Source organism: Streptomyces sp. NPDC037054 (assembly GCF_055606745.1).
Map to the genome: position 1 here is coordinate 1,027,692 of NZ_JBVJSJ010000001.1, position 24,806 is coordinate 1,052,497.

Here is a 24,806-nt window from a genome sequence, read left to right on the forward strand (position 1 = left end):
TCAGCGTACGCCAGCCGGGTTTTCGGGCCGACGTCGGCCGTACGGAGCCGGGTTGACGCCGGCGGGGCGGGGGCGGCTCCGGGTGGCCGGGCCAGTCAGGCCGCGTACGCGCCCGCCAGCACACCCAGGTAGGCACCCGTGATCAGGAACGGTCCGAACGGGATCGCCGTCTTGCGGCCGGCGCGCCGCGCGAGGACGAGCGCGCCGCCGTACAGCGCGCCGAGCAGGAACCCGGCGAAGGTGCCCAGCATCACCGTCGGCCAGCCGTACCAGCCGAGGACGGCGCCCGCGCCGAGCGCCAGCTTCACGTCGCCGAAGCCCATGCCGCCGGGGCTGATGAGGAACAGTACGAAGTAGCCGGCGCCGAGCGCGAGGGCGCCCAGCAGGGCGGTCGTCCACTGCCCGGCGTGCTCGGGCGCGAGGGCGGCGAGGCCGAGCAGCGCGAGCGCGGCGGCGGCGAGCGGCAGGGTGAGCGGGTCGGGCAGCCGCTTCACCCGGAGGTCGACGAGCGCCAGCAGCACGCCGACCGGCGCGAGCAGCAGCCAGACGGCCAGCTCGGGCCGGGTGCCGGTGGCGGCGGCGAGTCCCGCGCACACCAGTGCGGTGACGGCCGCGAGGCCGCCCGGGCCGGAGCCGTAGGCCCGCTCCCGCTCCCCGCACTCACGGCACCGCGCCCGCCCGAGCCAGCCGCGCAGCGGATGCTCCGCGGGGCACAGGTCCCGCCACGCCTCACCGGAGGGCACCGCGAACCGATAGGCGGCCCGCGGCAGCAGGGCACCGGCCACGGCACCCCACACCAACGCGACAACGACCAGCGCCCCTGTCATCCCCACCGCCACCCCCGACCGGCCCGCCCGGCACCCGAAATCAAGGCACGGCACGCTACCAGCCACACCACGCGCACACCCTGTTCACCCGTTGGAGTGAGCCTTTGGCATATGCCCGCGCCATGCCCATCAGCCGACCTACCGTCCTCGCATGGTCAGCTCATCCCACGAGGCTATGCATCGCATCTTCCAGGAGGACCCCGGCATCTTCGCCCGGACCTTCCGGGCCCTCGACCTGCCTTTTCCCGACCCGGTCGCGGTCTCCCTCATGCCCACGGACCTCACGGAGGTCAGACCCACGGAACGGCGTGTGGACACCCTCCTGAAGATCGACACCGCGTCCCACGGAAGCCTCCTGCTGATCGTCGAGGCACAGGGCAAGCGGGCTCCCGGTAAACCCACCACGTGGGCCTACTACGTCTCCCACCTCGCCGAGAAGTACGGCATCCCGCCCGTCCTGCTCGTGACGTGCCAGGACAAGAGCACCGCCGAGTGGGCCGCGAAGCCCTTCACCGTCGGGCCCCCGCAGTGGCCGACGCTCACGCTGCGCGCCCTGGTCCTCGGCCCTCACAACGTCCCCGTCATCACCGACCCGTCCCGCGCTGCCCGGGACATCCCCCTCGCGACACTCAGCGCCATCACCCACGCCAAGGATCCGGATGCCGCTGCCATACTGAAAGCCCTGGCCGTCGCGTTGAAGACCATCGACGAGGAGTCCGCGAGGATCTTCGCCGAACTCACCGAACTCGGCCTCGGAACCGCCCGGGCCGCCGAAACCTGGAGGCAACTCATGGCCGTCGACCTCTCGTTCTTCCGCTCCGAGACGTCCCAGCGGCTGCGCGCGGAAGGCCACGCCGAGAGCATCCTGCTGATCCTCGACGCCCGCGGAATCGACATCCCCGACCTGGCGCGCGAACGCATCACCACCTGCACCGACCTGGACACCCTGCGCACCTGGGTCACCCGGGCCGCCACCGTCAACACCGCGGACGAACTGTTCCAGGACGCCGACGAGGGCAACGCCTCGGACTGACGACCGCGCGCCGCCGAAACCTGGAGGCAACTCATGGCCGTCGACCTCTCGTTCTTCCGCTCCGAGACGTCCCAGCGGCTGCGCGCGGAAGGGCGGACAGAAGGCCAGGCCGAGAGCGTCCTGCTATTCCTCGACGCCCGCGGTATCGACATCCCCGACCTCGCGCGCGAACGCATCACCACCTGCACCGACCTGGACACCCTGCGCACCTGGGTCACCCGGGCCGCCACCGTCGACACCGCGGACGAACTGTTCGTGGAGGGCGAGGGCTGACGGGGCTCCTGCGCGCGGGGCGCGGGTCGGTGTTACTTGACCTTTGACATCCGTGCCTCGGGGTACCCCGACTCCTTGCTGTCCGACTCGTACGTGAGGTCGTCGCCGACCGGGACGAGCCGCACGGTCGTCGCGGCCTGGTTGCAGTGGCCCGGGTTCTTCTTCGCGCCGACCGAGGCAGCCACCAGCTGCTTCTTCGTGACCTGCTTCAGGGTGAGTACGTCGGTGCAGACGCCGCCGAGCTGGTCCGTCTGCGTGAGGCGGCCCAGCTCCTGGCCGACGCGGGCCCGTTGGACCGTGACCCGGAAGGTGCCCGCGGGCAGTTTGCCGTCGAGGACCGTGCCCTGGCCCTCCCAGGTGCCGAGGTAGCGGGCCGGCACGGCGGACGCCGCGCCGCCGTCGGTCCCGTCGGCGCTCGGGGCCGGTTGCTGGGCGCCGTCGGCGGAGTCCCGTTCGCCGCCCGGCAGCAGGTCGAACACGAACACCGAGCCGACCGTCACCGCCGCCAGCGCCCCCGCGACGGCGAGCGCGACCGTGCAGCTCAGGCGCCGCCCGCGTCCCCCGTTCCCGGGAGCCGACGTGGCCGCGACCGAGACGGACAGCTTGCCGGGACGGGCGTCCGAGGGCAGCCCGGCCCCAGTGGGCGCCCCCGCGGGCAGCGGTGGAACCGCACCGCCACCCCCACCCACACCCGCACTCCCCGGCATCACCGGCGCCGGCCCGAACTCCCCCCTCGTCGGCGCCCCGGCGCCCTCCCCGCCCACCGTGTCCGGCGCCCGTACGGCGGGGCTGCTGAACCCCACCGGCCCGGACGCGGCGTCGGCGCCCGTGGCGTCCAGGTTCAGCAGCCGCACGGCGCTCCGGCTGACCTGCTCCACCAGCGCGCCCGGCAGCCAGCCGCCCGCGACGAGCCGGGCCGCCCCGTCCGGAGCCAGCCGCCGGGCCACCTCGGCCGGCGTCGGCCGCGCCGCCGGGTCCTTGGCGAGGCAGGCCGCGGCGAGGCCCCTCAGCTCACCGGAGAGCGCGCCGAGCTCCGGCTCCTCGTGGACGACCTTGTAGAGCAGCGCGGCCGAGGAGTCGCCGGGGAAGGGCTGCTCACCGGTCGCCGCGTACGTCAGGACCGCGCCCAGCGAGAAGACGTCACAGGCTCCGGTGACGCCCTTGCCGAGGATCTGCTCGGGCGCCATGTAGCCGGGCGAGCCGATGGAGACGCCCGTGGAGGTGAGGGACGCCGTGCCGTCCGTGGCGCGGGCGATGCCGAAGTCGATCAGCAGGGGCCCGTCCAGGGTGAGCAGGACGTTGGACGGCTTCACGTCCCGGTGCACGAGCCCCAGGTCGTGCACCGCCGTCAGCGCCTCGGCGAGCCCCGCCCCCAGCGCCCGTACGGTGTGCGCGGGCATCGGGCCGCCGTCCGCGACGGCCGCCGTCAGGGACGGGCCCGCCGCGTAGGCCGTGGCGACCCACGGCACGCGCGCGTCCGGGTCGGCGTCCAGCACGGGCGCCGTCCAGGCGCCGCCGACCCGCCGCGCGGCCTCCACCTCGCGGCGGAACCGGGCCCGGAACTCCTCGTCGAGCGCGAAGTGCGGGTGCACGACCTTGACCGCGACCGTGCGGCCGCCGGCGCTGCGCCCCAGGTAGACCCGGCCCATGCCGCCGGATCCGAGCCGTCCGAGCAGCCGGTAGGGCCCCACCGCGGCCGGTTCGTCGACGTCGAGCGGCTGCATGGTCACTCCTCCCCCGAGTCCCCGAGCCTCCCCGGATCCCCCGTGCGACTGTCCCCCGTGTCATCCCCGTACGACCGGCCCCGTACGACTGGCCCTACGACAGGCCCCGTACGACTGCCCAGCAGCAGCGTAGTGCCGCGCCCGGCGCGCCCACGGGGCCGCGGCGCCGGTGCCCTCAGGGCTCCAGCAGGTCGACCTTCACGTCCGCCGGGAATCCCGTCGTCGGGCCGACGCGTCGCGCGAACTCCGCGACCGCCGCGAGCTGCGGTTCGCCGAAGCGGAAGTCGAGGGTGGTGAAATACCGCTCCAGGACCTGCTCGTCGAAGTCCTCCCAGCGGGCCGCCTGCTCGGCGACCTTGCCGACCTCCTCCAGGGACAGGTTGCGGGAGGCGAGGAAGGCCTCGTGCACCTTGCGCGTGATGACCGGCTCGCGCTCCAGGTAGTCGCGCCGGGCCGCCCACACCGCGAAGACGAACGGCAGCCCCGTCCACTCCTTCCACAGCGCGCCCAGGTCGTGCACCTGGAGGCCGAAGCGCGGCCCGTCGTGCAGGTTGGCGCGCAGCGCGGCGTCGCCGATCAGCACGGCGGCGTCGGCCTCCCGCATCATCAGGCTGAGGTCGGGCGGGCAGGTGTAGTAGTCCGGCCGTACGCCGAAACGGTCCGCCAGCAGCAGCTGGGCGAGCCGCACGGAGGTGCGCGAGGTCGAGCCGAGGGCGACCCGGGCGCCGTCCAGGCTCTCCAGCGGAACCTGCGAGACGATCACGCACGACATCACCGGGCCGTCGCAGCCGACGGCGATGTCGGGGAAGGCGACCAGGTCGTCCGCGTGCCTGAGGAACTCGACGAGGGTGACCGGACCGATGTCGAGGTCGCCCTGCACCAGCTTCTCGCTGAGCTTCTCCGGGGTGTCCTTCGTGAGCTCGAAGTCGAGGAGCGTGCCCGTTCTCGCGAGCCCCCAGTACAGGGGCAGGCAGTTCAGGAACTGGATGTGGCCGACACGCGGCCGGGTGCGAGAATTGTCCACATCGTGAGGCTAGCCCTCGGTGCCCGGGAACCGGCCGCCACCCCCACCGGCAGCACTCGGCAGGGATCTCCGCGGGGATCTTCAAACATTCGGGTGACGTGATCTTGGCCTCTATTGCATCGGGACCTCTGCGTGCTAGGCTCATCGCAAGTTGCAGTTTGGTTTCCCTTGCAGTACAGAGCCTGCGGAGCATGTGACCGCGGGCTCTCGTCATTCTCAGGCATAGGCAGTTGTGCAGAATTCATTCTTCACACTTGCTGGTTCTGGAGCAGGGCAACCCTTTTGAGCCCAAGGAGGGCTTATGGCTACCGGAACCGTGAAGTGGTTCAACGCCGAAAAGGGCTTTGGTTTCATCGCCCAAGAGGGCGGCGGCCCCGACGTCTTCGTCCACTACTCCGCGATCAACGCGCAGGGATTCCGGTCCCTGGAGGAGAACCAGCAGGTGTCTTTCGACGTCACCCAGGGTCCGAAGGGCCCGCAGGCTGAGAACGTCACCCCTGTCTGACAAGTAGTACCCAAGGAGCCCCGCGCCGTCAGGCGACGGGGCTCCTGCCCTTTTCCGGCCCCGTTTTTTCACACCCCCGGGCCCATTCACTCCACGGCCGTCGGTGAACTCCCGGCGAACTCCCGTCGTACGCCCCGCACGATCGCCCCGCATGATCACTGCATGGGCTCCCGCATTGTCAGTACATACATCGCCGTGATCGACTCACATGTCAGTGGCCGGTCCTACGATCCCGGGCCATGAGCATCGACACCGACACCTTTCTGACCGGAACCCGTGACTTCTACGACGCCATCGCCGAGGACTATGCCGAGCGGTTCCGGGCCGAGCCCATCGGCCGGGTCCTGGACCGGGCCGTACTGACCGCGTTCGCGGAGACGGTCGGCGCCGGTGCGCGGGTGGCGGACCTCGGCTGCGGTCCCGGGCGCGTCACCGCGCGGCTGGCCGAGCTGGGCCTGGACGTGCACGGCGTCGACCTGTCGGAGGGGATGCTCGCGGTCGCCCGGCGCGAGAACCCGGAGCTGCGTTTCGAGCAGGGCTCGATCCTGGAGCTCGATCTGCCCGACGGGGCGCTCGCGGGCGCCGTGTCCTGGTACTCCAGCATCCACACGCCCGACGACCGGCTGCCGGACCTGTTCGCCGAGTTCGCGCGGGTCCTCGCGCCGGGCGGCCACCTGCTGGTCGCCTTCCAGGTCGGGGACGCGCCCCGGACCCTGGAGCGCCCCTTCGGACGCCCGGTGTCCCTGGACTTCAGGCGCCGCCGGCCGGAGCGGATCGCCGAGCTGCTGGAGGCCGCGGGGCTCACGCTCCAGAGCCGTACCGTCCGCGAGGCCGACACGGCGGCGGGCGAATCGTCCCCGCAGGCCTTCCTGATCGCCCGCAAGATCGCGGCGGAGACCGCCGACGGGTCCGCCGGGGCTCCTCAGGCCGACCGGAGCTGATCGCCCAGGACGGTCGCGCAGTCGCTCCAGGCGGCCTCGCTCAGCAGGGGCCGCAGGCGGGTGAACAGGTCCAGCAGCTCGGGGCCCCACCGTGCGCGGAACGCGGCGTCCTGGCGGGCGAGGTCGAGTTCGTTGGCCGCGGTCAGCTCGGCCAGGTCGCGGCGCAGGCGTGGCACCGGGACATGCGCGCGCCCGGTGAAGCGGTCGTGGAGCGGGGCGCGGGACGAGGCGAAGCCCGGGTGGGTGGCGCCGCGGTCGCAGCTGCCGTAGGCGTACACGATCGCCTCGGCCTCCGCGCCGATCACGGCCGCGAGGTCGGCGCGGCGGTCGAGCGGGAGGAGGGCGGCGGGGAAGCCGTCGGTGCCGTACGCGGCGTGACACAGGCCGGCGAGCTGGAGGGCGGGCCGGGCGTCCCAGGCGATGAGCTGGGTCCGTACGCGGTCGAGGTGGGTCAGGAGGGTGCCGCCGGGGTGGGACAGGGCGTCGGCGCCCGCCCGGAGCAGCAGGGTGCGGGCGTGTTCGGCGGAGGAAGGCACGGTGGGGGTGTCCTTTCCGGGAGCGGGCGTGGTGGGTCGGCACCCGCTCCTCCCCCGCCCCGGTCCGGACCCCGGCGGAGCGCGGAGCGGGTTGCCGCCCGGGCCCTGCGAGGATCGTCGTACGCGGCCGGAGCCCAGTCAATCCTTAAGTTTTGTGCTCAACTCCAAGTGTTAGCTTGGGTGTTGTGACGTTGGACGACCTACGGGTGTTCGTGGCGGTGTGCCGGGCCGGGAGCCTGAGCGCGGTGGCGCGTGAACTGGGGTGCACGCAGTCGGCGGTGAGCCAGCACGTGAAGCGGCTGGAGCGGGAGACCGGGGTCGGCCTGCTGGAGCGGCAGCCGCGCGGTGTCGTGCCGACGCAGGCCGGCCGGGTCCTGGAGGCGGCGGCGGCCGACGGCATCGCGGGCCTGGATCTGGCCCTGCGGCGGCTGCGCGAGCTCGTGGACGGCGAGCGGGGCTCGGTGCGGGTCGCGACCGGCGCGACGACCGTACGGCACTTCATGTCGGACGCGGTGGTGGCGTTCCGCCAGCGGCACCCGGACGTCCGGCTGGAGTTCCGCACGGAGAGTTCGAGCCGCGGCTGCTTCGACGCGCTGGCCGACAGCGACCTGGACCTGGCGTGGATCACGCTGGGTCCGCCGGTGCGGGGCATCGAGCAGCGCCCCGTGATGGACCTGCCCTGGGTCCTGGCCGTACGGTCCGACGACCCGCTGGCCGCCCGCCCGTCCGTGGACGCGGCCGATCTGGAGGGCCTCCGCCTCATCCGGCTGCCGCCGAACTCCACCTCCGCCGCCCATCTGGACGCGGAGTGCGCGCGGTTGGGGGTGCGGTTCGCCTACGACACGAGTGTCGCCGACTGGGACACGGCGCTGCTGCTGGCCGAACTGGGCCTGGGCCGGGCCGTGGTCCCCGCCCTGCCCGGCCTGGACGTCCCCGGCAACGGTGGCACTCTCCGCCTCGTCCCGCTTCCCGCCCTGCGTCCCCTCACGGTCGGCTGGGCGGTCCGCCACTGGGACGCCCTGAGCCCGGCGGCCCGCGCCTTCGCGGACACGGTGCGCCGCAGCCGGCCCCCGGTCGGCCCCGCCGGCCCGGGCGGACCAGCGGGCCCGGGCGGCCCGGCAGGTCCCGCCGGCTAACCCCCGTACAGCTCCTCCACCACGTCCGCGAAGTCCCGCAGCACGCGGTCCCGGCGGAGTTTCATCGACGGGGTCAGGTGGCCCGACTCCTCCGTGAAGTCCGTGGGGAGGATCGCGAAGCGGCGGATGGATTCCGGGCGGGAGACGAGTTTGTTGGCCTCGTCCACCGCGCGTTGCAGGACGGCGTGCAACTCCGGGTCGTCCACGAGGAGTTCCGGCGGGACGGGGTGCTTGCCGTTCATGCAGCGCCAGTGGGTGACGCCGTCCACGTCGAGGGTGACGAGGGCGCTGACGAAGGGGCGGCGGTCGCCGAGGACCAGGCAGTGGGAGATCAGGGGGTGGGCGCGGAGCCAGTTCTCCAGGGGGGCCGGGGCCACGCTCTTGCCGCCCGCCGTGATCAGGAGTTCCTTCTTGCGGCCGGTGATGGTCAGGTAGCCGTCGTCGTCCAGCTCGCCCATGTCGCCCGTGGCGAGCCAGCCGTCGCGGGCGACGGGGACGACACCGCCGGCCTGCGGGTCCCAGTAGCCGCGCAGCACCTGCTCGCCGGAGATCAGGATCTCCCCGTCGGCGGCGATGCGGACCCGGGTGCCGGGCAGCGGCCAGCCGACGGTGCCCAGGCGCGGCTTCAGCGGCGGCGTCACCGTGGCCGCGCCGGTCGTCTCGGTCAGGCCGTAGCCCTCGAAGATCTCGATGCCGGCTCCGGCGTAGAAGGCGGCCAGGCGGCGGCCGAGCGGGGAGCCGCCGCAGATCGCGTAGCGGACCCGGCCGCCCATGGCGTTGCGGATGCGCCGGAAGACCAGCGGGTCGTAGAAGGCGCGGGCCGTGCGCTGTGCGCGGCTGGGGCCGCCGCCGGTGCCGGTCTGCCGGGCCTCCATCGCCTCCCCGTAGCGCCGGGCGATGGACGCCGCCCGGTCGAAGGACGACAGCCGGCCGCCCGCCTCGGCCTTGGCGCGGGCGGCGTTGAACACCTTCTCCAGCATGTACGGGATGGTCAGCAGGCACGTCGGCCGGAAGGCGGCGAGGTCCGGCAGCAGGTCCTCCGACTTGAGGCTGGGCGCGTGTCCGAGCCGTACCCGGGCGCGGACGCAGGCGACGGCGACCATGCGGCCGAAGACGTGCGACATGGGCAGGAAGAGCAGGACCGACGGCTCCTCGCCGGTGCGCGCCTTGAAGATCGGGTAGAGCAGCTCGATGGCGTTGTCGACCTCGGCGAAGAAGTTGCCGTGGGTCAGGGCGCAGCCCTTCGGCCGGCCCGTGGTGCCGGAGGTGTAGATCAGCGTGGCGAGCGTGTCCGGGCTCAGCATGCCCCGGCGCACGGCGATCTCGCCGTCGGGCAGGCCGGCGCCGGACTCGGCGAGCCGGTCCACGTGCCCCTTCTCCATGACCCACAGGTGGCGCAGGTCGGGGATGTGCTCCAGTTCCGGGCCGATGGACGCGGCTTGTGCGGCGGTCTCCGTGACGAGGGCGACGGCGCCGGAGTCCTGGAGGATCCAGCGGGTCTGGAAGACGGAGGAGGTGGGGTAGACGGGGACGGTCACGAGGCCGGCCGCCCACGCGGCGAAGTCCAGCAGCGTCCACTCGTACGTCGTGCGCGCCATGATCGCGACGCGGTCGCCCGGCATGAGGCCCTCGGCGACGAGTCCCTTCGCCACGGCCAGCACCTCGGCGGCGAACGCGGTCGCCGTGACGTCGCCCCACCTGCCGTCCGGGCCCTTGCGGCTGAGGACCACGTCGTCGGGCACCGCGGCCGCGTTCTCGAACGGCAGCTCGGCGAGCGAGCCGTGCCGCACGGGCGGCGCGAAGGGCGGTACGTACGCCTCCCGCACGACCCCGTCCAGGCGCCGGGTCTGCGGCTCGACGAGGACGGGTCCGGGGGCGTCGTCGTAGGCGGCGGAGGCCGCGAACGAGGGCAGCGGGGTGGTCACGGGCGGCTCCTGGGGCGTGCAGCGGAAGTACTGCGGGGTGCTGCATGACGTACGCGCCTCGCGCGCCGAGGCGTTCACCGGCGGTCCGGGGGACAGGGGTCACCGCCGGTCGGATCTGGGGATCGTACGGCCCGCGCGTGAGAGGGCTGTGCGCAATCGGGGCGGGTACGGCGCCGGGGATGTGCAGCCTCGTGGGTTACCGGACGGTCTGTCTCCTTCGTGCCCGCCCGGCGCCACCGGGGCGAGCCTTGCGCCCGTCAAGCCCGCTCCAGCACCGCCGTCACCCCCTGACCGCCGGCCGCGCACACCGAGATCAACCCCCGCCCCGGCGCGTCCCGTTCGGCGAGCAGCTTGGCCAGCGTCGCGACGATCCGCGCGCCGGTCGCGGCGAACGGATGCCCGGTCGCCAGCGACGACCCGGCCACGTTGAGCCGGGCACGGTCCACGGGCGCCAGGCCCCGCTTCTCCCACGCGGCCAGCGTCGCCAGCACCTGGGACGCGAACGCCTCGTGGATCTCGTACAGGTCGAAGTCCTCGATGCCGAGCCCGGCCCGCTCCAGCATGCGCGGCACCGCGTACGCCGGGGCCATCAGCAGGCCGTCCTCGTCGCAGCCGCCGTCCGCGACGTCCCCGTGCACGAAGTCCACGGCCGCCGTCTCGTACGCCGTCAGATACGCGAGCGGCTGGAGGCCGCGCGCCTCGGCCCACTCCTCGCTCGCGAGGAGCACCACGGCCGCGCCGTCCGTCAGCGGTGTCGAATTGCCCGCCGTCATGGTCGGTTCGGGCCGGTCGACGCCGAACACGGGCTTCAGCGCGGCCAGTTTCTCCACCGTCGAGCCGGGCCGCAGGTTCTGGTCGCGTTCCAGTCCCCGGAAGGGCACCACGAGGTCCTGGAAGAAGCCGCGTTCGTAGGCCGCCGCGAGCCGCTGATGGCTGGCCGCCGCCAGTTCGTCCTGCGCCTGGCGGCCGATGCCCCAGGCGCGGGCGGTGATCGCGGCGTGGTCGCCCATGGACAGGCCGGTGCGCGGCTCGGCGTTGCGCGGGATGTCCGGGACGAGGTGGCCGGGGCGGATCTTCGCGAGGGCCTTGAGGCGGGCGCCCGCCGACTTGGCGCGCCTGGCCTCCAGCAGGATGCGGCGCAGCCGGTCGTTCACGCCGAGGGGCGCGTCGCTCGCGGTGTCCGCGCCGCCCGCGACCGCGGCCTCGGTCTGCCCGAGGGCGATCTTGTTGGCGGCGGCGATCACGGCCTGGAGCCCGGTGCCGCAGGCCTGCTGGATGTCGTACGCGGGCGTGCGCGGGTCCAGCTTCGAGCCGAGGACGGTCTCGCGGGCCAGGTTGAAGTCCCGGCTGTGCTTGAGCACGGCCCCGGCGACGAACTCGTCGACCGCGCCCGGCGCGTCGAGCCCGTGCCGCTCGACCAGGCCGTCGAGGGCGGCGGTGAGCATCTCCTGGTTGGACGCGGTGGCGTACGGCCCGTCGGAGCGGGCGAAGGGCACGCGCGAGCCGCCGATCACCGCGACCCGCCGTGCCGTGGGGGGCTTCAGGGGGCTCATCCCGACCTCCTCCTGTCGACCTGCTCGGGTCGACCTGTACCTGACGCGTGCCCTAGGCTTACCACCGGTAACCTTACTCCACGGTAAGGAACTCGGGGAACACCGGAACCATCGGGACCGCACGACCGCATCTCGGGAGTTGGACATGGCCGACCGCTATCTGAGCTTCACCGGCACCGCGCCCGGCCGCTTTCTGACCCGCCGCCTCGGCCTGCCGCAACCGGCGGCGCTGACACGCTGGTCCACCGAGCGGCCCACCCTGCGCGGCGGCCTGCTCCACCTCACCGCCGGCCCGTCCGGCCTCGCCCTCGCACCGGTCCTCGCCCGCACCGGACTCGGCGCCGACGACACCGGCAAACCCGCCGCCGTCGTCCTCGACGCCACCGGCGTGCGCGACGTCGACGCCCTCGCCGAGGTCCACGCCGCCCTGCACCCCGTCGTCCGGTCCGTCGCCGACAGCGGACGCGTCCTCGTCCTCGGCGCGCCCCTCGACCCCGCCGACCACCACCAGGCCGCCGCCCAGCAGGCCCTGGAGGGCTTCACCCGCTCCCTCGGCAAGGAGATCGGCCGCGGCAGGACCGTCAACCTCCTGCGCCTCACCGACGCGGACGCCGCCGAGTCCACCCTCCGCTTCCTGCTCTCCCCCAAGTCCGCCTACGTCAGCGGCCAGGTCGTCGAGGTCGCCGCCGGCCCCGCGACGCCCCCGGACGACTGGGACCGGCCCCTCGCCGGCCGCACCGCCCTCGTCACCGGCGCCGCGCGCGGCATCGGGGCGGCCGTCGCCGAGACGCTGGCCCGCGACGGCGCCCACGTCGTCGTCCTCGACGTACCGCAGGCCGAGGACGCCGCCCGCGAGGTCGCCGAACGGCTCGGCGGCACCGCCCTCGCCCTCGACATCACGGCCGCCGACGCCGGGGACCGCATCGCCGCCGCGCTCCCCGGCGGCCTCGACGTCCTCGTCCACAACGCCGGCATCACCCGCGACCGCCGCCTGGTCAACATGCCCGCCGAGCGCTGGAGTTCCGTCCTCGACGTCAACCTCGCGAGCGTCCTGCGCACCACCGACGCGCTCCTCGGCTCCGGCACCCTGCGCCCCGGCGGCCGCGTCGTCGCGACGGCGTCGATCGCCGGCCTCGCGGGCAACGCCGGCCAGACCAACTACGGCGCGAGCAAGGCCGGAGTCGTCGGCCTCGTCCGCTCCCTCGCGCCGCGCGCCCTCGAACAGCACGGCGTGACGGTCAACGTCGTGGCGCCCGGCTTCATCGAGACGCGGATGACGGCCGCCGTCCCCCTCCTCATCCGCGAGGCCGGCCGCCGCATGAACTCCCTGGCCCAGGGCGGCCTGCCCGTCGACGTCGCCGAGACCACCGCCTGGTTCGCCCACCCCGCCTCGGGCGCGGTCAACGGCCAGGTCGTCCGGGTCTGCGGCCAGAGCCTGCTGGGGGCCTGACCGTGCCGACCACCCTCACCGCATCCCCGGCCCTGGCGCCCCTCCTCGCGCGCGGCGCGCTGCTGTCGCCGTTCAAACGACCGCGCCCCGACGCCGACTTCCCGCGCACCCGGCTGGTGCTGCCCGGCCTGCGCGTCGACCTGGCGCGGCTCGCCGCCTACGAGCGGGTGTGCGGCTTCCCGACCGGGGACGACGCCCTGCCGGTGACGTATCCGCACGTCCTCGGCTTCCCGCTCGCCATGCGCCTGATGAGCGACCGCGCGTTCCCGCTGCCGCTGCTCGGCCTGGTGCACACGTCGATCGACATCACCCGCCGCACCCGCCTGACCACCGCCGACACCTACGAACTCGCCGTGCACGTGGAGGGGTTGGCGCCGCACCGGCGCGGCACGGAGGCGACCGTCGTGACGGAGGCGCGGGTCGCGGGGGACGTCGTCTGGGAGTCCCGCAGCACCTACCTGGCCCGGCACCGCACGCAGGGCGGCACGGCGGCCGACGCGCCCCGCGAGCACCCGGATCCCCTGCCCCCGCTCACCGACTGGCGACTCGGCGCGGACATCGGCCGCCGCTACGGCGCCGCCTCGGGCGACCGCAACCCGATCCACCTCCACCCGCTCACCGCCCGCGTGTTCGGCTTCCCGCGCCCCATCGCGCACGGCATGTGGACGGTCGCCCGCTGCCTGGCCGAGCACGGCACGCCGGACGCGGTCGCGGTGCGGGCCCGCTTCCTGGCGCCGGTGCCGCTGCCCGGGACGGTGACGTACGCCGCCCGGGACGGACGCTTCGAACTGCGCGGCGGAGACCGCCGTCACGTCACGGGGACGGTCTCCTCGCTCTGAACGGCCGGCGGCGTCCACGGCCGCCCGTCCATCAGGTTCCCGAGCCCGGCCCAGGCGAAGTTCATCAGCGTCGCCGCCGCCTGCTTGGCGGTGACGCCCGGGGTGGCGTTGGCCCAGTCGGCGAGCGACTCGGCGGCGCCGACGAGCGCCTCGGCGAGCCCGGCGACCTCGCGCTCGGGCAGGTCGGGGTCGCGGTGGGCCTCGCGCGCGGCGGCGGCGATGAGCTGGGTCACGAACGCGACGATCTCCTCGCGCATCGCGGCGACCTCGGCGGCGAACGGGTCGCCGTGCGTGCGGGCCTGGAGGTGCAGCACCACCCAGCTGTCGGGATGCCGGGCGGTGTGCGTGAAGAACGCCCCCAGCCCGTCCCACAGTTGCCGGTCGGCGGGCGTACCGGGGCGGACCCCGGCACGCACCGCCTCGGTGAGCGCCTTCGCCTCACGGCGGATGCAGGCGGTGAACAGGTCTTCCTTCGAGTTGAGGTACAGGTACACCAACGGCTTGGAGACGCCCGCGAGTTCGGCGATCTCGTCCATCGACGCGGCCATGTACCCCCGCCGCCCGAAGATCTGCACGGCGGCGTCCAGCATCTGCTGCTCACGGACCGCACGCGGCATCCGCTTGGTCTTCACGGCACCCATACGGCAAGCGTACGGTCCGCACCCCCCGGATCAGGCAGCCGTTACAACTCGCTGCGGCTCGTCCACGGGCGAGGCGCCGACGGTGTCGTAGGCGTCCCGGTCGAGGATGCCCTCGCGGGCGGAGACGACGACGGGCACGAGCGCCTGGCCCGCGACGTTCGTCGCCGTCCTGATCATGTCGAGGATCGGGTCGATCGCCAGCAGCAGGCCGACGCCCTCCATGGGCAGGCCCAGGGTGGACAGGGTCAGGGTGAGCATGACCGTGGCGCCGGTGAGGCCGGCGGTGGCGGCGGAGCCGATGACGGAGACGAACGCGATCAGCAGGTAGTCGCCGAGGCCGAGCTGGATGTCGAAGATCTGGGCGACGAAGATCGCGGCGATCGCCGGGTAGATCGCGGCGCAGCCGTCCATCTTGGTGGTCGCGCCGAACGGCACGGCGAAGGACGCGTACTCCTTGGGCACGCCGAGGCGCTCGGTGACCTTCTGGGTGAGCGGCATGGTGCCGACGGAGGAGCGGGAGACGAAGGCCAGCTGGATGGCGGGCCAGGCACCCTTGAAGAACTGGAGCGGGTTGACCTTGGCGACGGTCGCGAGGAGCGCCGGGTAGACGCCGAAGAGGACGATCGCGCAGCCGACGTAGATGTCGGCGGTGAAGGTGGCGTACTTGCCGATCAGGTCCCAGCCGTAGGTGGCGATGGCGTTGCCGATGAGGCCGACGGTGCCGAGCGGGGCGAGGCGGATGACCCACCACAGGGCCTTCTGGAGGAGTTCGAGGACGGACTCGCTCAGGGTGAGGATCGGCTGGGCCTTCTCGCCGAGCTGGAGGGCGGCGATGCCGGCGACGGCGGCCATGAAGACGATCTGGAGGACGTTCAGCTCGGTGAACGGCGTGATGACGTCGGTCGGGACGATGCCGGTGAGGAAGTCGATCCAGGAGCCGGTGGTCTCGGGCTTCGCGCCGTCCTTCGGGGTGAGGCCGGTGCCGGCGCCGGGGTTGGTGACCAGGCCGATGACGAGACCGATGGCGACCGCGATCAGCGACGTGATCATGAACCAGAGGAGGGTGCGCGAGGCCAGCCGGGCCGCGTTGTTGACCTTCCGCAGGTTGGTGATGGAGACGAGGATCGCGAAGAAGACGAGCGGCGCGACGGCGAGCTTCAGCAGGCCGACGAACGTGCTGCCGATCTTGTCGAGGGTGGTGACGAGCCAGGACAGGTCCTGGCCGCGGGCGAGCCAGCCGAGCAGGACGCCGAGGACGAGGCCGCCGAGTATCTGGGCCCAGAAGGGCACCTTGGGCAGCGTGAAGGACTTCGTGTTCGTGGACACGGACATGCTCCGTTGGGGAATGCGGCGCGAGGCGCGGGGGGACTGACGTGGAGGACGACGGGTGAAGGACGTCAGGGACGACAGGTCGCGGACGCGCACCGACAGAGGTCCACGTGCAGGCGCGCCACGAGCGGAACGCTCGGGGGTGTGCGGGGCGCGGCTGCGGGCTTCATAAAGATGACTTTAACACCGCAGCTTTGGGACACCCAAAGCCTGGCTTTGAGAGGCCGGCCACGTCGGGCGGCCACACAATGCAAAGCGCCCCGGCTTTTCCGGTGATGTCCGGAAAAGCCGGGGCGCTCGGAAGTCGCCGCTCGGCGCGGGTTACGACGCCTGGCCCTGGGCGCGGGCCGTGTCGTCGGCCGCGTCCTCCTGGCTGCGGTTGCTCTCGATGTTCGCCTTCATGCGGTCCACCCGCGTGACGATCTGCTCGGAGGCCCGGTCGCGCTCCTTGCGCAGCACCACGAAGCTGATCGGCGCGGAGACCAGCAGGGCGAGCAGGATGATCCACATGCCGTTGGACTCGCCGAGACCGCGCGGGAAGACACCGGAGTAGACGAGGCCCCAGACGACCACGAGGCAGCCCACGAAGATCCCGAGGCGCATCAGTGTGTAGCGGAGCATCTCAATCCACTCTTTCGGTTCCGGCCGGCGGGCTCTCTCCAGTGAAGCACGGCGGAACGCCGGTCCCGCACCGGGGTGTGCGGGCTCACGCGAGCTGAAGCAGCATGACGACGTCGTCCCGGTCGTCGCCGGGCGCGACACGGATCGCGTCGGGTATCCGGCCGACCTCCTTGTAGCCGCCGGACGCGTAGAAGCGCTCCAGGCCGAGGCCGCCCCGGCAGGTGAGCCGTATCGCCTCGACGCCGTCGAAGGTGCGGGCCGCGTCGGCGGCGGCCGCGAGCAGGTCGCGGCCGTACCCCTTGCCCTGGTGCCGGGGGTGCACCATCACCGTGTAGAGCCAGACCCAGTGCGTCATCAGCCGGTGGGTGTTGTGGTGGAAGAAGGCGGTGGCGGCCACCCGTCCCTCCTCGTCGTGGCCCACCAGCAGCCTGGCCCGCCCCTCGGCCATGGCCGTGAGGTGTTTCACCAGCTCCGGCCGCACGGCCTCCCGGCCCACCGGCGGGACGAAGCCGACGGCCCCGCCCGCGTTGGTGACGTCGGCCCACAGATCGAGGATGCCGTCGCGCAGTCCGGGCGTGACGGGGTGATCGAGCGTGAAGGCGAGGGGCATGGGGAAATCGTAAGCACCACCCCTGACACCCCCGTCGCCCCGTCCCCGTCACCCCAGCGCCCGCACCGCCACCCTCAGGTCCGACAACAGCCCCTGGTACGCGGCCTCCCGGTCGTCCGCCCGCAGCACCGACGAGGGGTGCACGGTCGGCACCAGCCGCTCGCGGCGCCCGTGGATCTCCTCCTCCAGCACCGTCCCGCGCACCTGCGTGACCCGGAACGACGAGCCCAGCAGCGCCTTGCCTGCGGTGGCGCCCAGCACCACGATCAGCTCGGGCTCCACGAGGGCCAGCTCGGCCGCCAGCCACGGCCCGCACGCGGTCGTCTCCCGCAGGGTGGGCGCCTTGTGGATCCGGCGCTTGCGGGGCTCTGCCTGCGTGAACTTGAAGTGCTTCACCGCGTTCGTGACGTACGCGTCCGCCGGGTCCAGGCCGGCCTCCTCCAACGCCCGGTCCAGGAGCTTGCCGGCCGGGCCCACGAACGGCTTGCCCTGCCGGTCCTCCTGGTCGCCGGGCTGCTCGCCGACGAGCATCAGCCGGGCGTCGGCGCTCCCCGCGCCGAACACGGTCTGCGTCGCGTCCCGGTGCAGCGGGCACCCCCGGCACCCGGCGGCGGCCTTCCGCAGCGCGGGGAGCCCGCCGCGGGCGGGAACGAAGGGCTCGGCGGTGTAAGCGTCCTCGGGCGCGTTGCTCACGCCGCCCCGAGTACCCACCTGAGGGGCGCGGGGAACTGCGCGACAAGCCACGACGCACCCGCGCCCCGAAGACGGCGAGGCCGACGCGGTCAGACCCGCATCGCCTGCGGCGTCTCCCGACGCCCCGCGTCGGGCCCGTCGTACTCGCGAATGATCTCGTACCGCGTGTTCCGCTCCACCGGCCGGAAGCCCGCGTCGCGGATCAGGTCCAGCAGGTCCTCGCGGGTCAGCTTGTTCGGCGTGCCGTAGTTGTCCGCGTCGTGCGTGATCTTGTACTCGACGACCGAGCCGTCCATGTCGTCCGCGCCGTGCTGGAGCGCGAGCTGGGCGGTCTGGACGCCGTGCATGACCCAGAAGACCTTGACGTGCGGGACGTTGTCGAACAGCAGCCGCGACACCGCGAACGTCTTCAGCGCCTCCGCGCCGGTCGCCATCTGCGTCCGGGCCTGGAGGCGGTTGCGGATCTTGCCGTCCTTCATGTCCACGAAGTCGTGCTGGTAGCGCAGCGGGATGAAGACCTGGAAGCCGCCGGTCTCGTCCTGGAGCTCCCGCAGCCGCAGCACGTGGTCCACGCGGTGGCGCGGCTCCTCGATGTGGCCGTAGAGCATGGTGGACGGGGTCTTCAGGCCCTTCTCGTGGGCGAGGCGGTGGATCCGGGACCAGTCCTCCCAGTGGGTGCGGTGGTCCACGATGTGCTGCCGGACCTCCCAGTCGAAGATCTCCGCGCCGCCGCCGGTGAGCGACTCCAGGCCGGCGTCGATGAGTTCGTCGAGGATCTCGCTCGCGCTCAGCCCGGAGATCGTCTCGAAGTGGTGGATCTCCGTCGCCGTGAACGCCTTCAGCGACACGTTCGGCAGCGCGGCCTTCAGCTCCCGCAGCGACCGGGGGTAGTAGCGCCACGGCAGGTTCGGGTGGAGTCCGTTGACGATGTGCAGCTCGGTGAGGTTCTCCGCCTCCATCGCCTTGGCGAGCCTGACGGCCTCCTCGATGCGCATCGTGTACGCGTCCTTCTCGCCCGGCTTGCGCTGGAAGGAGCAGTAGGCGCAGGACGCGGTGCACACGTTCGTCATGTTGAGGTGGCGGTTGACGTTGAAGTGGACGACGTCTCCGTTCAGCCGCGTCCGCACCTCGTGGGCGAGCCCGCCGAGCCAGGCCAGGTCGTCCGACTCGTACAGCGCGATGCCGTCCTCGCGGGTCAGCCGCTCACCGGAGCGGACCTTCTCCTCCAGCTCGCGCTTGAGCCCGACGTCCATGCGGATACCCCTTTTCTGAGACAGACTCCGTCCACCGTACGCCCGTGCCCTCAGACCTCTTCGGGCAGCTCACCGACGCGGTTCTCCCACTTCGTGGAGAGCACGATCGTGGTGCGGGTCCGGGAGACGCCCTTGGTGCCGCTGAGGCGGCGGATGATCTTCTCCAGGCCGTCGACGTCCGTGGCGCGCACCTTGAGCATGAACGAGTCGTCGCCGGCGATAAACCAGCAGTCCTCGATCTCCTGGAGGTCCTTCAGCCGGGCGGCCACGTCCTCGTGGTCGGCGGCGTCGGAGAGCGAGATGCCGATGAGGGCGATGACGCCGAGGCCGAGGGAGGCGGCGTCGACGGTGGCGCGGTAGCCGGTGATGACGCCGGCCGCCTCCAGCCGGTTGATGCGGTCGGTGACGCTGGGTCCCGACAGTCCGACGAGGCGTCCCAGCTCCGCGTAGGAGGCCCGGCCGTTCTCCCTCAGGGCCTGGATGAGCTGCCTGTCCACCGCGTCCATGCGATCGAAGCCTTCCGCTGAAGAGGTCTGTTGAGAGGGTCCTGAATGTGCTGTGGGGGTCGCTGCGGCGCGTCGTCAGTCGGTGCGGCTCCCGCCGCCGAGCCCGCCCTTCCAGCGGCGGTACAGCGTGTGGCCGACGCCCGCCGAGTCGAGTACGCGTCCGGCGACGAAGTCCACCAGGTCCTGGATGTGCGTCGCCCCCGCGTAGAACGCCGGGGAGGCGGGCACCACGCTCGCGCCCGCGTCGTCCAGCGCCACCAGGTGCCGCAGGGTCTGGCCGCCCAGCGGGGTCTCCCGCACGGCCACCACCAGCGTGCGCCGCTCCTTGAGGGTGACGCTCGCCGCGCGCTGCAGCAGGTCCTTCGACAGGCCGAGCGCGACCCCCGCCACGCAGGCCGTGGAGGCGGGCACGATCAGCATGCCCTTGGCGGGGTACGACCCCGACGACGGCCCCGCCGCGAGGTCGCCCGCGGGCCAGTGCCGTACGCCGGTGACGTCCACGTCGAAGGCGCCGGGCTTGCCGTCGGCCCCCCGTGACAGCCATTCCCGCAGGTCGTCCCGCCAGTGGGCGTCACGGAAGGAGATGCCGGTCTCGTCGAGCAGGGTGAGCCGCGAGGCCCGGCTGACGACGAGGTCCACGCTCTCCCCGGCGTCGAGAAGCGCCCGCAGCACGGCAGCGGCGTACGGCGTCCCGGAAGCCCCGGACACCCCCACGATCCAAGGCGTGCGCTGCGATTCTCCTGCGTTCACATATTGAGCCTATCCGGCGGCCCGGCATGCGCGACGAGCGCCGTACCCCATCCCCGCGCGGACGGGCCGCGCTGGGACCGGGAGCGGCCACTCGAAGGGGTTACGGCGTGAGCCCGCGCACCAGGAGGTCGATCAGGGCGCACACGAAGAGGCTGATGCCGATGAAGCCGTTGGTGGAGAAGAACGCCCGGTTCAGGCGGGACAGGTCGTGCGGGCGGACGATGGTGTGCTCGTAGGCGAAGGCGCCCGCGACGATCAGCAGGCCGAGCCAGAAGAAGACGCCGGCGCCGGTGGCCACGGCGTACCAGGCGAACAGGGCCATGGTGACGGCGTGGCAGCCGCGGGCGCCCCAGATGGCGGCCGGGATGCCGAAGCGGGCGGGGACCGAGCGGACGCCGATCGCGCGGTCGGTCTCGACGTCCTGGCAGGCGTAGATCAGGTCGAAGCCGCCGATCCAGATGCCGACCGCGAGGCCCAGGATCACCGCGTCCCAGGACCAGCTGCCGGTGATGGCGAGCCAGCCGCCGATGGGGCCCATCGCCTGGGCGAGACCCAGGATGGCCTGCGGGAAGTTCGTGAACCGCTTGCCGTAGGGGTAGACCACCATCGGGATCACGGCGACCGGGGCGAGGGCCAGGCACAGCGGGTTGAGCAGGGCCGCGGCGCCCAGGAAGACGACGAGCGCAACGAGGGCGCCGGTCCAGGCGTGCTTCACGGACATCGCGCCGGTGACGAGTTCGCGGTGGGCCGTGCGCGGGTTCCGCGCGTCGATCTCCCGGTCGATGATCCGGTTCACGGCCATCGCGAACGTCCTCAGGCCCACCATGCAGACGGTCACGAGGAGCAGCCGGCCCCAGTGGATGTTCTTGTCCCACTGGTACATCGCCGTCAGGGAGGCGATGTACGCGAACGGCAGCGCGAAGACAGAGTGCTCGATCATCACGAGGCGCAGGAACGCCCTCGTGCGCCCCGGCTGCGGGATCGCCGCGGAAGCCGAACTCACAGGCCGTACTCCTTCCAGCGGCGGTCGACCTTCGCCGCCGTGTCCGGGTCGGACAGCACCATGTCCGGCCAGCCGCCGTCCCGGGTGTAGCCCTCCTCGGGCCACTTCTTCGTCGCGTCGATGCCCGCCTTGCCGCCCCAGAACTGCTGGTAGGAGGCGTGGTCGAGGTGGTCGACGGGTCCTTCGACGACGCTGAGGTCACGCGCGTAGTCGGTGTTGCCCAGCGCCCGCCAGGCGACCTCGTGCAGATCGTGCACGTCGCAGTCGGAGTCGACGACCACGATCAGCTTCGTCAGGGACATCATGTGCGCACCCCAGATCGCGTGCATCACCTTCTGGGCGTGTTTGGGGTACTTCTTGTCGATCGAGACGATCGCGCAGTTGTGGAAGCCGCCGGCCTCGGGCAGGTGGTAGTCCACGATGTCCGGCACGATGATCTTCAGGAGGGGGAGGAAGAAGCGCTCGGTGGCGCGGCCGAGGGGGCCGTCCTCCGTCGGGGGGCGGCCGACGACGATCGACTGGAGCAGCGGCCGCTTCCGCATCGTCACGCAGTCGATCCTCAGCGCGGGGAACGGCTCCTGCGGCGTGTAGAAGCCGGTGTGGTCGCCGAACGGGCCCTCGGGCAGCATCTCGCCGGGCTCCAGCCAGCCCTCGACGACGACCTCCGCCTGCGCCGGCACCTGGAGCGGGACCGTCTTGCAGTCGACCATCTCGATCCGCTTGCCCGCGAGGAACCCGGCGAACAGGTACTCGTCGATGTCGCCGGGCAGCGGCGCCGTGGAGGCGTAGGTGACGGCGGGCGGGCAGCCGAAGGCGATGGCGACCGGCAGGCGCTCCCCGCGGCGGGCGGCGACCTGGTAGTGGTTGCGGCTGTCCTTGTGGATCTGCCAGTGCATGCCGATCGTGCGCCGGTCGTGCCGCTGGAGCCGGTACAGGCCGAGGTTGCGGATGCCGGTCTCGGGGTCCTTGGTGTGGGTCAGGCCCAGGTTGAAGAAGGAGCCGCCGTCCTTCGGCCACGTGAACAGCGCGGGCAGCTGCTCCAGGTCGACGTCGTCGCCGGTGAGGACGACCTCCTGCACGGGCGCGGAGCCGGACTTCACCTTCTTCGGCGGGACGTGCGTCATCGCGCCGAGCTTGCCGAACGCCTCGCGCACACCGACGAAGCCGTGCGGCAGCTCCGGCTTCAGCAGGCCGCCGATCTTGTCGGAGATCTCGCCGTACGACTTCAGGCCGAGGGCCTTCAGCAGGCGGCGGTCGGTGCCGTACACGTTCATCGCGAGCGGCATGCTCGATCCGCGGACGTTCTCGAAGAGGAGAGCGGGGCCGCCGGCCTTCTGCACCCGGTCGACGATCTCACCGACCTCCAGATGCGGGTCGACCTCGGCCTTGATGCGCTTGAGGTCGCCCTCGCGCTCCAGCGCCCTGAGCAGGGAGCGAAGATCGTCGTAAGCCATGGGGCCAAGTATCCCTGAGCGGCTACCCTTGCCCTGTACCTGGGGGGCCGGGCCACGGCCCCGACGACCGTACGGCTGGAGAGGCCCCATGCTGCGGGTGCTGATGTTCCTCGTGCCACTGGCACTGAGCGTGTACGCGTTCATCGACTGCATCAGCACGAAGGACGAGGACATCCGTCACATGCCCAAGCCCTTGTGGGCGATCCTCGTGCTGCTGTTCCCCCTGGTCGGCTCGATCTCCTGGCTGATCGCCGGCAAGAAGCGCAGCCCGGCCGCCGAGGGCTGGTCCGGGATGCGCGCGGGCGGCTCCGGCCGCTCGCGGCAGTGGGTGGCGCCGGACGACAACCCCGACTTCCTGAAGTCCCTCGACGACGACACCAAGGGCGACGGCAAGGGCGACGGCAGGCCCGAGGACAAGCGGGACGAGCCCTGACGTGGAGCTGCGGCTGCTCGTCACGTTCGAGAAGGTGGCCGGGGTGCTCAGCTTCACGCAGGCCGCCGCCGAGCTGAAGTACGCGCAGTCCAGCGTCACCGGCCAGATCCGGTCCCTCGAATCGTCCCTCGGCGTGGAGCTGTTCGACCGGCTCGGCAGCCGCATCCGGCTGACGGAGGCCGGTGAGCGGCTGCTGCCGTACGCCCGGCGGATCATCGAGCTGAGCGAGGAGGCGCGGGCGGCCGTCGCCGAGCCCGAGGAGCCGTCGGGCACGCTGGCCGTCGGCACGATGGAGTCGCTGACCTCGTACCGGCTGCCGCCGCTGCTGGAGTACTTCCACCACCGCCACCCCAAGGTGCGGCTGTCGCTGCGCACGACGATCGGCGACGAGACCCGGCAGGCGCTGCGGCAGGGCACCTACGACCTGGGCTTCCTGATGGAGGCGGAGACCGAGCACCCGGGCCTGGAGGCCGAGGTGCTGGCGGTGGAGCCGCTGGCGCTGGTCGCGGCGCCCGGGCACCCGCTGGCCGGGCGGCCGGTCGCGCTCGCCGACCTGGTGGGGCCGCCGCTGCTGGCCACCGAACCGGGCTGCGCCTACCGGGACCTGTTCGAGCGGGAGCTGCGGACCGCGGGCGACGTGGAGTTCATGGAGTTCGGCACGATCGAGGCGACCAAGCGTGCGGCGGCGGCCGGTCTCGGGCTCGCGCTGCTGCCCGAGGTGACGGTCGCCGCCGAACTGGCCGCGGGTGCCCTGGTGCGTCTGGACTGGCGGGCGCCGTTCACGCTCCGGACGCAGCTCGCGTGGCGGGCCGGGAAGCGGCTTCCGGCGCACGCGCGGCTGTTCGTGGAGCGGGCGCGGCGGCTCGTGGCCGAGCAAGCGTCACCCTGAGGCTCGCGGTCACGATCAGCGGGACGCCGAGCGCCTGGACGAGACCGATGTGGTGGCCGTACACCGCCCAGTCGGCGGCCATGGCGACGGCCGGGTAGACGAAGGCCAGCACGGCGATCTTCGACGTCGGCAGCTGCGCGTAGGCGGCGTACATCAGGACGTACATCAGGCCCGTGTGGATGACACCGAGGCCGGCGAGCCAGCCCCAGCCGGTGCCCGCGGAGGACATCGCCGCGAAGTCCGCGAAGGGCAGCAGCAGCGGGATGCCGACGAGGACCTGCACGAGCGCGACGAGGTGCGGGCGCACGCCGGTCACGCGCTTGGTGACCAGCGTGGACAGGCCGTAGAGGAGCGCGGCGAGCAGGGCCTGGCCGATGCCGGTGAGATAGGCGCCGCCGGACGTGAAGTCGCCGGGGGTGACGCCGGAGACCAGGACGAGTCCCGCGAAGGCGACCGCGATCCAGCCGACCTTGGCGGCGGTGAGCCGCTCGCGGAACAGCAGGGCGCCGAGCAGCACCACGTAGAACGGCTGGGTGTGGTAGACGACCGTGGCCACCGAGATCGAGGTGTTCTCGTACGACTGGAACAGCAGCACCCAGTTGAGGACGATGAACACGCCGCCGAGGACGGCCAGGCCGAGGGTGCGCGGGGTGAAGCCGTGGTCGCGCAGCCAGCCGCGGGCCGCGATGTAGCCGCCGAGGGCGAGCGCGCCGAACAGGACGCGGAAGAAGACGACGTTGAAGGGCGAGGCGCCCGACTCGACGACGAAGACGCCGAGCGTGCCGGACAGCACCATCGCCGCGGTGAGTTGGGCCGTGCCCCTGTGCTCCGATGACATGCCGACGACGCTACGAGCGG

Annotated in this window: 27 protein-coding genes; 9 read left to right on the forward strand and 18 right to left on the reverse strand. The window is 72.5% G+C overall.

Going from position 1 to position 24,806, the window contains the following annotated elements:
• Positions 1 to 95 precede the first annotated feature (95 nt).
• Positions 96 to 827 carry a prepilin peptidase gene (locus ACZ7D7_RS04525; RefSeq protein WP_470822249.1) on the reverse strand — a complete coding sequence of 244 codons (732 nt, stop codon included), beginning with the start codon at positions 825 to 827 and terminating at the stop codon, positions 96 to 98.
• Positions 828 to 978: 151 nt separating this feature from the next.
• Between ACZ7D7_RS04525 and ACZ7D7_RS04530 the strand changes: the two genes are divergently transcribed.
• Together ACZ7D7_RS04530 and ACZ7D7_RS04535 are read left to right on the forward strand one after the other, a co-directional pair.
• A complete protein-coding gene (locus ACZ7D7_RS04530) occupies positions 979 to 1,860 on the forward strand; it encodes a hypothetical protein (RefSeq protein ID WP_470822251.1) in 882 nt (293 codons plus the stop codon).
• Positions 1,861 to 1,893: 33 nt separating this feature from the next.
• Complete coding sequence (locus tag ACZ7D7_RS04535) at positions 1,894 to 2,133, forward strand: hypothetical protein (protein ID WP_470822253.1); 240 nt, start codon at positions 1,894 to 1,896, stop codon at positions 2,131 to 2,133.
• A gap of 32 nt (positions 2,134 to 2,165) precedes the next feature.
• Here ACZ7D7_RS04535 and ACZ7D7_RS04540 read toward each other — a convergent pair whose 3' ends face one another.
• A complete protein-coding gene (locus ACZ7D7_RS04540; RefSeq protein ID WP_470822255.1) occupies positions 2,166 to 3,857 on the reverse strand; it encodes a serine/threonine-protein kinase in 1,692 nt (563 codons plus the stop codon).
• Positions 3,858 to 4,032: 175 nt separating this feature from the next.
• Positions 4,033 to 4,881, reverse strand: a complete 849-nt coding sequence (locus tag ACZ7D7_RS04545) for a menaquinone biosynthetic enzyme MqnA/MqnD family protein (RefSeq protein ID WP_470822257.1) — start codon at positions 4,879 to 4,881, stop codon at positions 4,033 to 4,035.
• A gap of 301 nt (positions 4,882 to 5,182) precedes the next feature.
• On the opposite strand from ACZ7D7_RS04545, the gene ACZ7D7_RS04550 reads away from it, so the two are divergent.
• Positions 5,183 to 5,386 carry a cold-shock protein gene (locus ACZ7D7_RS04550; RefSeq protein WP_003974443.1) on the forward strand — a complete coding sequence of 68 codons (204 nt, stop codon included), beginning with the start codon at positions 5,183 to 5,185 and terminating at the stop codon, positions 5,384 to 5,386.
• 239 nt (positions 5,387 to 5,625) lie between these two features.
• Entirely contained in the window at positions 5,626 to 6,327 is a 702-nt protein-coding gene (locus ACZ7D7_RS04555) for a class I SAM-dependent DNA methyltransferase (protein ID WP_470822259.1), read from the forward strand.
• On the opposite strand, the gene ACZ7D7_RS04560 is transcribed toward ACZ7D7_RS04555, so the two are convergent.
• Positions 6,309 to 6,863, reverse strand: coding sequence for a DUF6817 domain-containing protein (locus tag ACZ7D7_RS04560; protein WP_470822261.1), 555 nt, complete (start codon positions 6,861 to 6,863; stop codon positions 6,309 to 6,311). The two genes, ACZ7D7_RS04555 and ACZ7D7_RS04560, sit on opposite strands and share 19 nt — an antisense overlap.
• 185 nt (positions 6,864 to 7,048) lie before the next feature.
• On the opposite strand from ACZ7D7_RS04560, the gene ACZ7D7_RS04565 reads away from it, so the two are divergent.
• Positions 7,049 to 7,999, forward strand: a complete 951-nt coding sequence (locus ACZ7D7_RS04565; protein ID WP_470822263.1) for a LysR family transcriptional regulator — start codon at positions 7,049 to 7,051, stop codon at positions 7,997 to 7,999.
• On the opposite strand, the gene ACZ7D7_RS04570 is transcribed toward ACZ7D7_RS04565, so the two are convergent.
• A complete protein-coding gene (locus ACZ7D7_RS04570; protein WP_470822265.1) occupies positions 7,996 to 9,924 on the reverse strand; it encodes an AMP-dependent synthetase/ligase in 1,929 nt (642 codons plus the stop codon). The two genes, ACZ7D7_RS04565 and ACZ7D7_RS04570, sit on opposite strands and share 4 nt — an antisense overlap.
• Before the next feature lie 257 nt (positions 9,925 to 10,181).
• Positions 10,182 to 11,477 (reverse strand): acetyl-CoA C-acetyltransferase, encoded by a 1,296-nt coding sequence (locus ACZ7D7_RS04575; protein WP_470822267.1) that lies wholly within the window; start codon positions 11,475 to 11,477, stop codon positions 10,182 to 10,184.
• Between the two features lie 145 nt (positions 11,478 to 11,622).
• Between ACZ7D7_RS04575 and ACZ7D7_RS04580 the strand changes: the two genes are divergently transcribed.
• Both ACZ7D7_RS04580 and ACZ7D7_RS04585 read left to right on the forward strand, forming a co-directional pair.
• On the forward strand, positions 11,623 to 12,927 hold the full coding sequence (locus ACZ7D7_RS04580) for a 3-oxoacyl-ACP reductase (RefSeq protein WP_470822269.1): 1,305 nt from the start codon (positions 11,623 to 11,625) through the stop codon (positions 12,925 to 12,927).
• A gap of 2 nt (positions 12,928 to 12,929) precedes the next feature.
• Positions 12,930 to 13,766, forward strand: coding sequence for a MaoC family dehydratase (locus tag ACZ7D7_RS04585; protein ID WP_470822270.1), 837 nt, complete (start codon positions 12,930 to 12,932; stop codon positions 13,764 to 13,766).
• Here the strand turns inward: ACZ7D7_RS04585 and ACZ7D7_RS04590 are convergent.
• From ACZ7D7_RS04590 to ACZ7D7_RS04640, 11 genes are all read right to left on the reverse strand, one after another.
• Positions 13,736 to 14,407 carry a TetR/AcrR family transcriptional regulator gene (locus ACZ7D7_RS04590; RefSeq protein ID WP_470822272.1) on the reverse strand — a complete coding sequence of 224 codons (672 nt, stop codon included), beginning with the start codon at positions 14,405 to 14,407 and terminating at the stop codon, positions 13,736 to 13,738. The two genes, ACZ7D7_RS04585 and ACZ7D7_RS04590, sit on opposite strands and share 31 nt — an antisense overlap.
• A 30-nt stretch (positions 14,408 to 14,437) precedes the next feature.
• Positions 14,438 to 15,739: a dicarboxylate/amino acid:cation symporter gene (locus tag ACZ7D7_RS04595; protein WP_470822274.1), complete on the reverse strand. Its 1,302-nt coding sequence runs from the start codon at positions 15,737 to 15,739 to the stop codon at positions 14,438 to 14,440.
• Between the two features lie 65 nt (positions 15,740 to 15,804).
• Complete coding sequence (locus ACZ7D7_RS04600; protein WP_336621081.1) at positions 15,805 to 15,906, reverse strand: putative leader peptide; 102 nt, start codon at positions 15,904 to 15,906, stop codon at positions 15,805 to 15,807.
• Positions 15,907 to 16,057: 151 nt separating this feature from the next.
• The gene (locus tag ACZ7D7_RS04605) at positions 16,058 to 16,357 is read right to left on the reverse strand and encodes a DUF4229 domain-containing protein (RefSeq protein WP_470822277.1); all 300 of its coding nucleotides are present in this window, start codon (positions 16,355 to 16,357) and stop codon (positions 16,058 to 16,060) included.
• A gap of 85 nt (positions 16,358 to 16,442) precedes the next feature.
• A complete protein-coding gene (locus ACZ7D7_RS04610; RefSeq protein ID WP_470822279.1) occupies positions 16,443 to 16,967 on the reverse strand; it encodes a GNAT family N-acetyltransferase in 525 nt (174 codons plus the stop codon).
• A gap of 48 nt (positions 16,968 to 17,015) precedes the next feature.
• Positions 17,016 to 17,660: a UdgX family uracil-DNA binding protein gene (locus ACZ7D7_RS04615; protein ID WP_470822281.1), complete on the reverse strand. Its 645-nt coding sequence runs from the start codon at positions 17,658 to 17,660 to the stop codon at positions 17,016 to 17,018.
• Positions 17,661 to 17,749: 89 nt separating this feature from the next.
• The gene (gene mqnE / locus ACZ7D7_RS04620; protein WP_470822282.1) at positions 17,750 to 18,913 is read right to left on the reverse strand and encodes an aminofutalosine synthase MqnE; all 1,164 of its coding nucleotides are present in this window, start codon (positions 18,911 to 18,913) and stop codon (positions 17,750 to 17,752) included.
• A gap of 50 nt (positions 18,914 to 18,963) precedes the next feature.
• Positions 18,964 to 19,419 (reverse strand): Lrp/AsnC family transcriptional regulator, encoded by a 456-nt coding sequence (locus ACZ7D7_RS04625; protein WP_470822284.1) that lies wholly within the window; start codon positions 19,417 to 19,419, stop codon positions 18,964 to 18,966.
• Positions 19,420 to 19,494: 75 nt separating this feature from the next.
• Positions 19,495 to 20,169: a UbiX family flavin prenyltransferase gene (locus tag ACZ7D7_RS04630; protein ID WP_470822285.1), complete on the reverse strand. Its 675-nt coding sequence runs from the start codon at positions 20,167 to 20,169 to the stop codon at positions 19,495 to 19,497.
• Between the two features lie 100 nt (positions 20,170 to 20,269).
• Positions 20,270 to 21,172 (reverse strand): menaquinone biosynthesis prenyltransferase MqnP, encoded by a 903-nt coding sequence (gene mqnP, locus ACZ7D7_RS04635; RefSeq protein ID WP_470822286.1) that lies wholly within the window; start codon positions 21,170 to 21,172, stop codon positions 20,270 to 20,272.
• Positions 21,169 to 22,626, reverse strand: a complete 1,458-nt coding sequence (locus ACZ7D7_RS04640) for a menaquinone biosynthesis decarboxylase (protein ID WP_470822288.1) — start codon at positions 22,624 to 22,626, stop codon at positions 21,169 to 21,171. Before ACZ7D7_RS04640 ends, mqnP begins: the two co-directional genes overlap by 4 nt.
• 88 nt (positions 22,627 to 22,714) lie before the next feature.
• Here ACZ7D7_RS04640 and ACZ7D7_RS04645 point away from each other — a divergent pair, with 88 nt between their 5' ends.
• A complete protein-coding gene (locus ACZ7D7_RS04645) occupies positions 22,715 to 23,059 on the forward strand; it encodes a PLD nuclease N-terminal domain-containing protein (protein ID WP_470822289.1) in 345 nt (114 codons plus the stop codon).
• A 1-nt stretch (position 23,060) separates the two neighbouring features.
• The gene (locus ACZ7D7_RS04650) at positions 23,061 to 23,948 is read left to right on the forward strand and encodes a LysR family transcriptional regulator (RefSeq protein WP_470822290.1); all 888 of its coding nucleotides are present in this window, start codon (positions 23,061 to 23,063) and stop codon (positions 23,946 to 23,948) included.
• Here the strand turns inward: ACZ7D7_RS04650 and ACZ7D7_RS04655 are convergent.
• Positions 23,839 to 24,786: a DMT family transporter gene (locus tag ACZ7D7_RS04655; protein ID WP_470822291.1), complete on the reverse strand. Its 948-nt coding sequence runs from the start codon at positions 24,784 to 24,786 to the stop codon at positions 23,839 to 23,841. The genes ACZ7D7_RS04650 and ACZ7D7_RS04655 overlap by 110 nt on opposite strands.
• Positions 24,787 to 24,806: the final 20 nt, after the last annotated feature.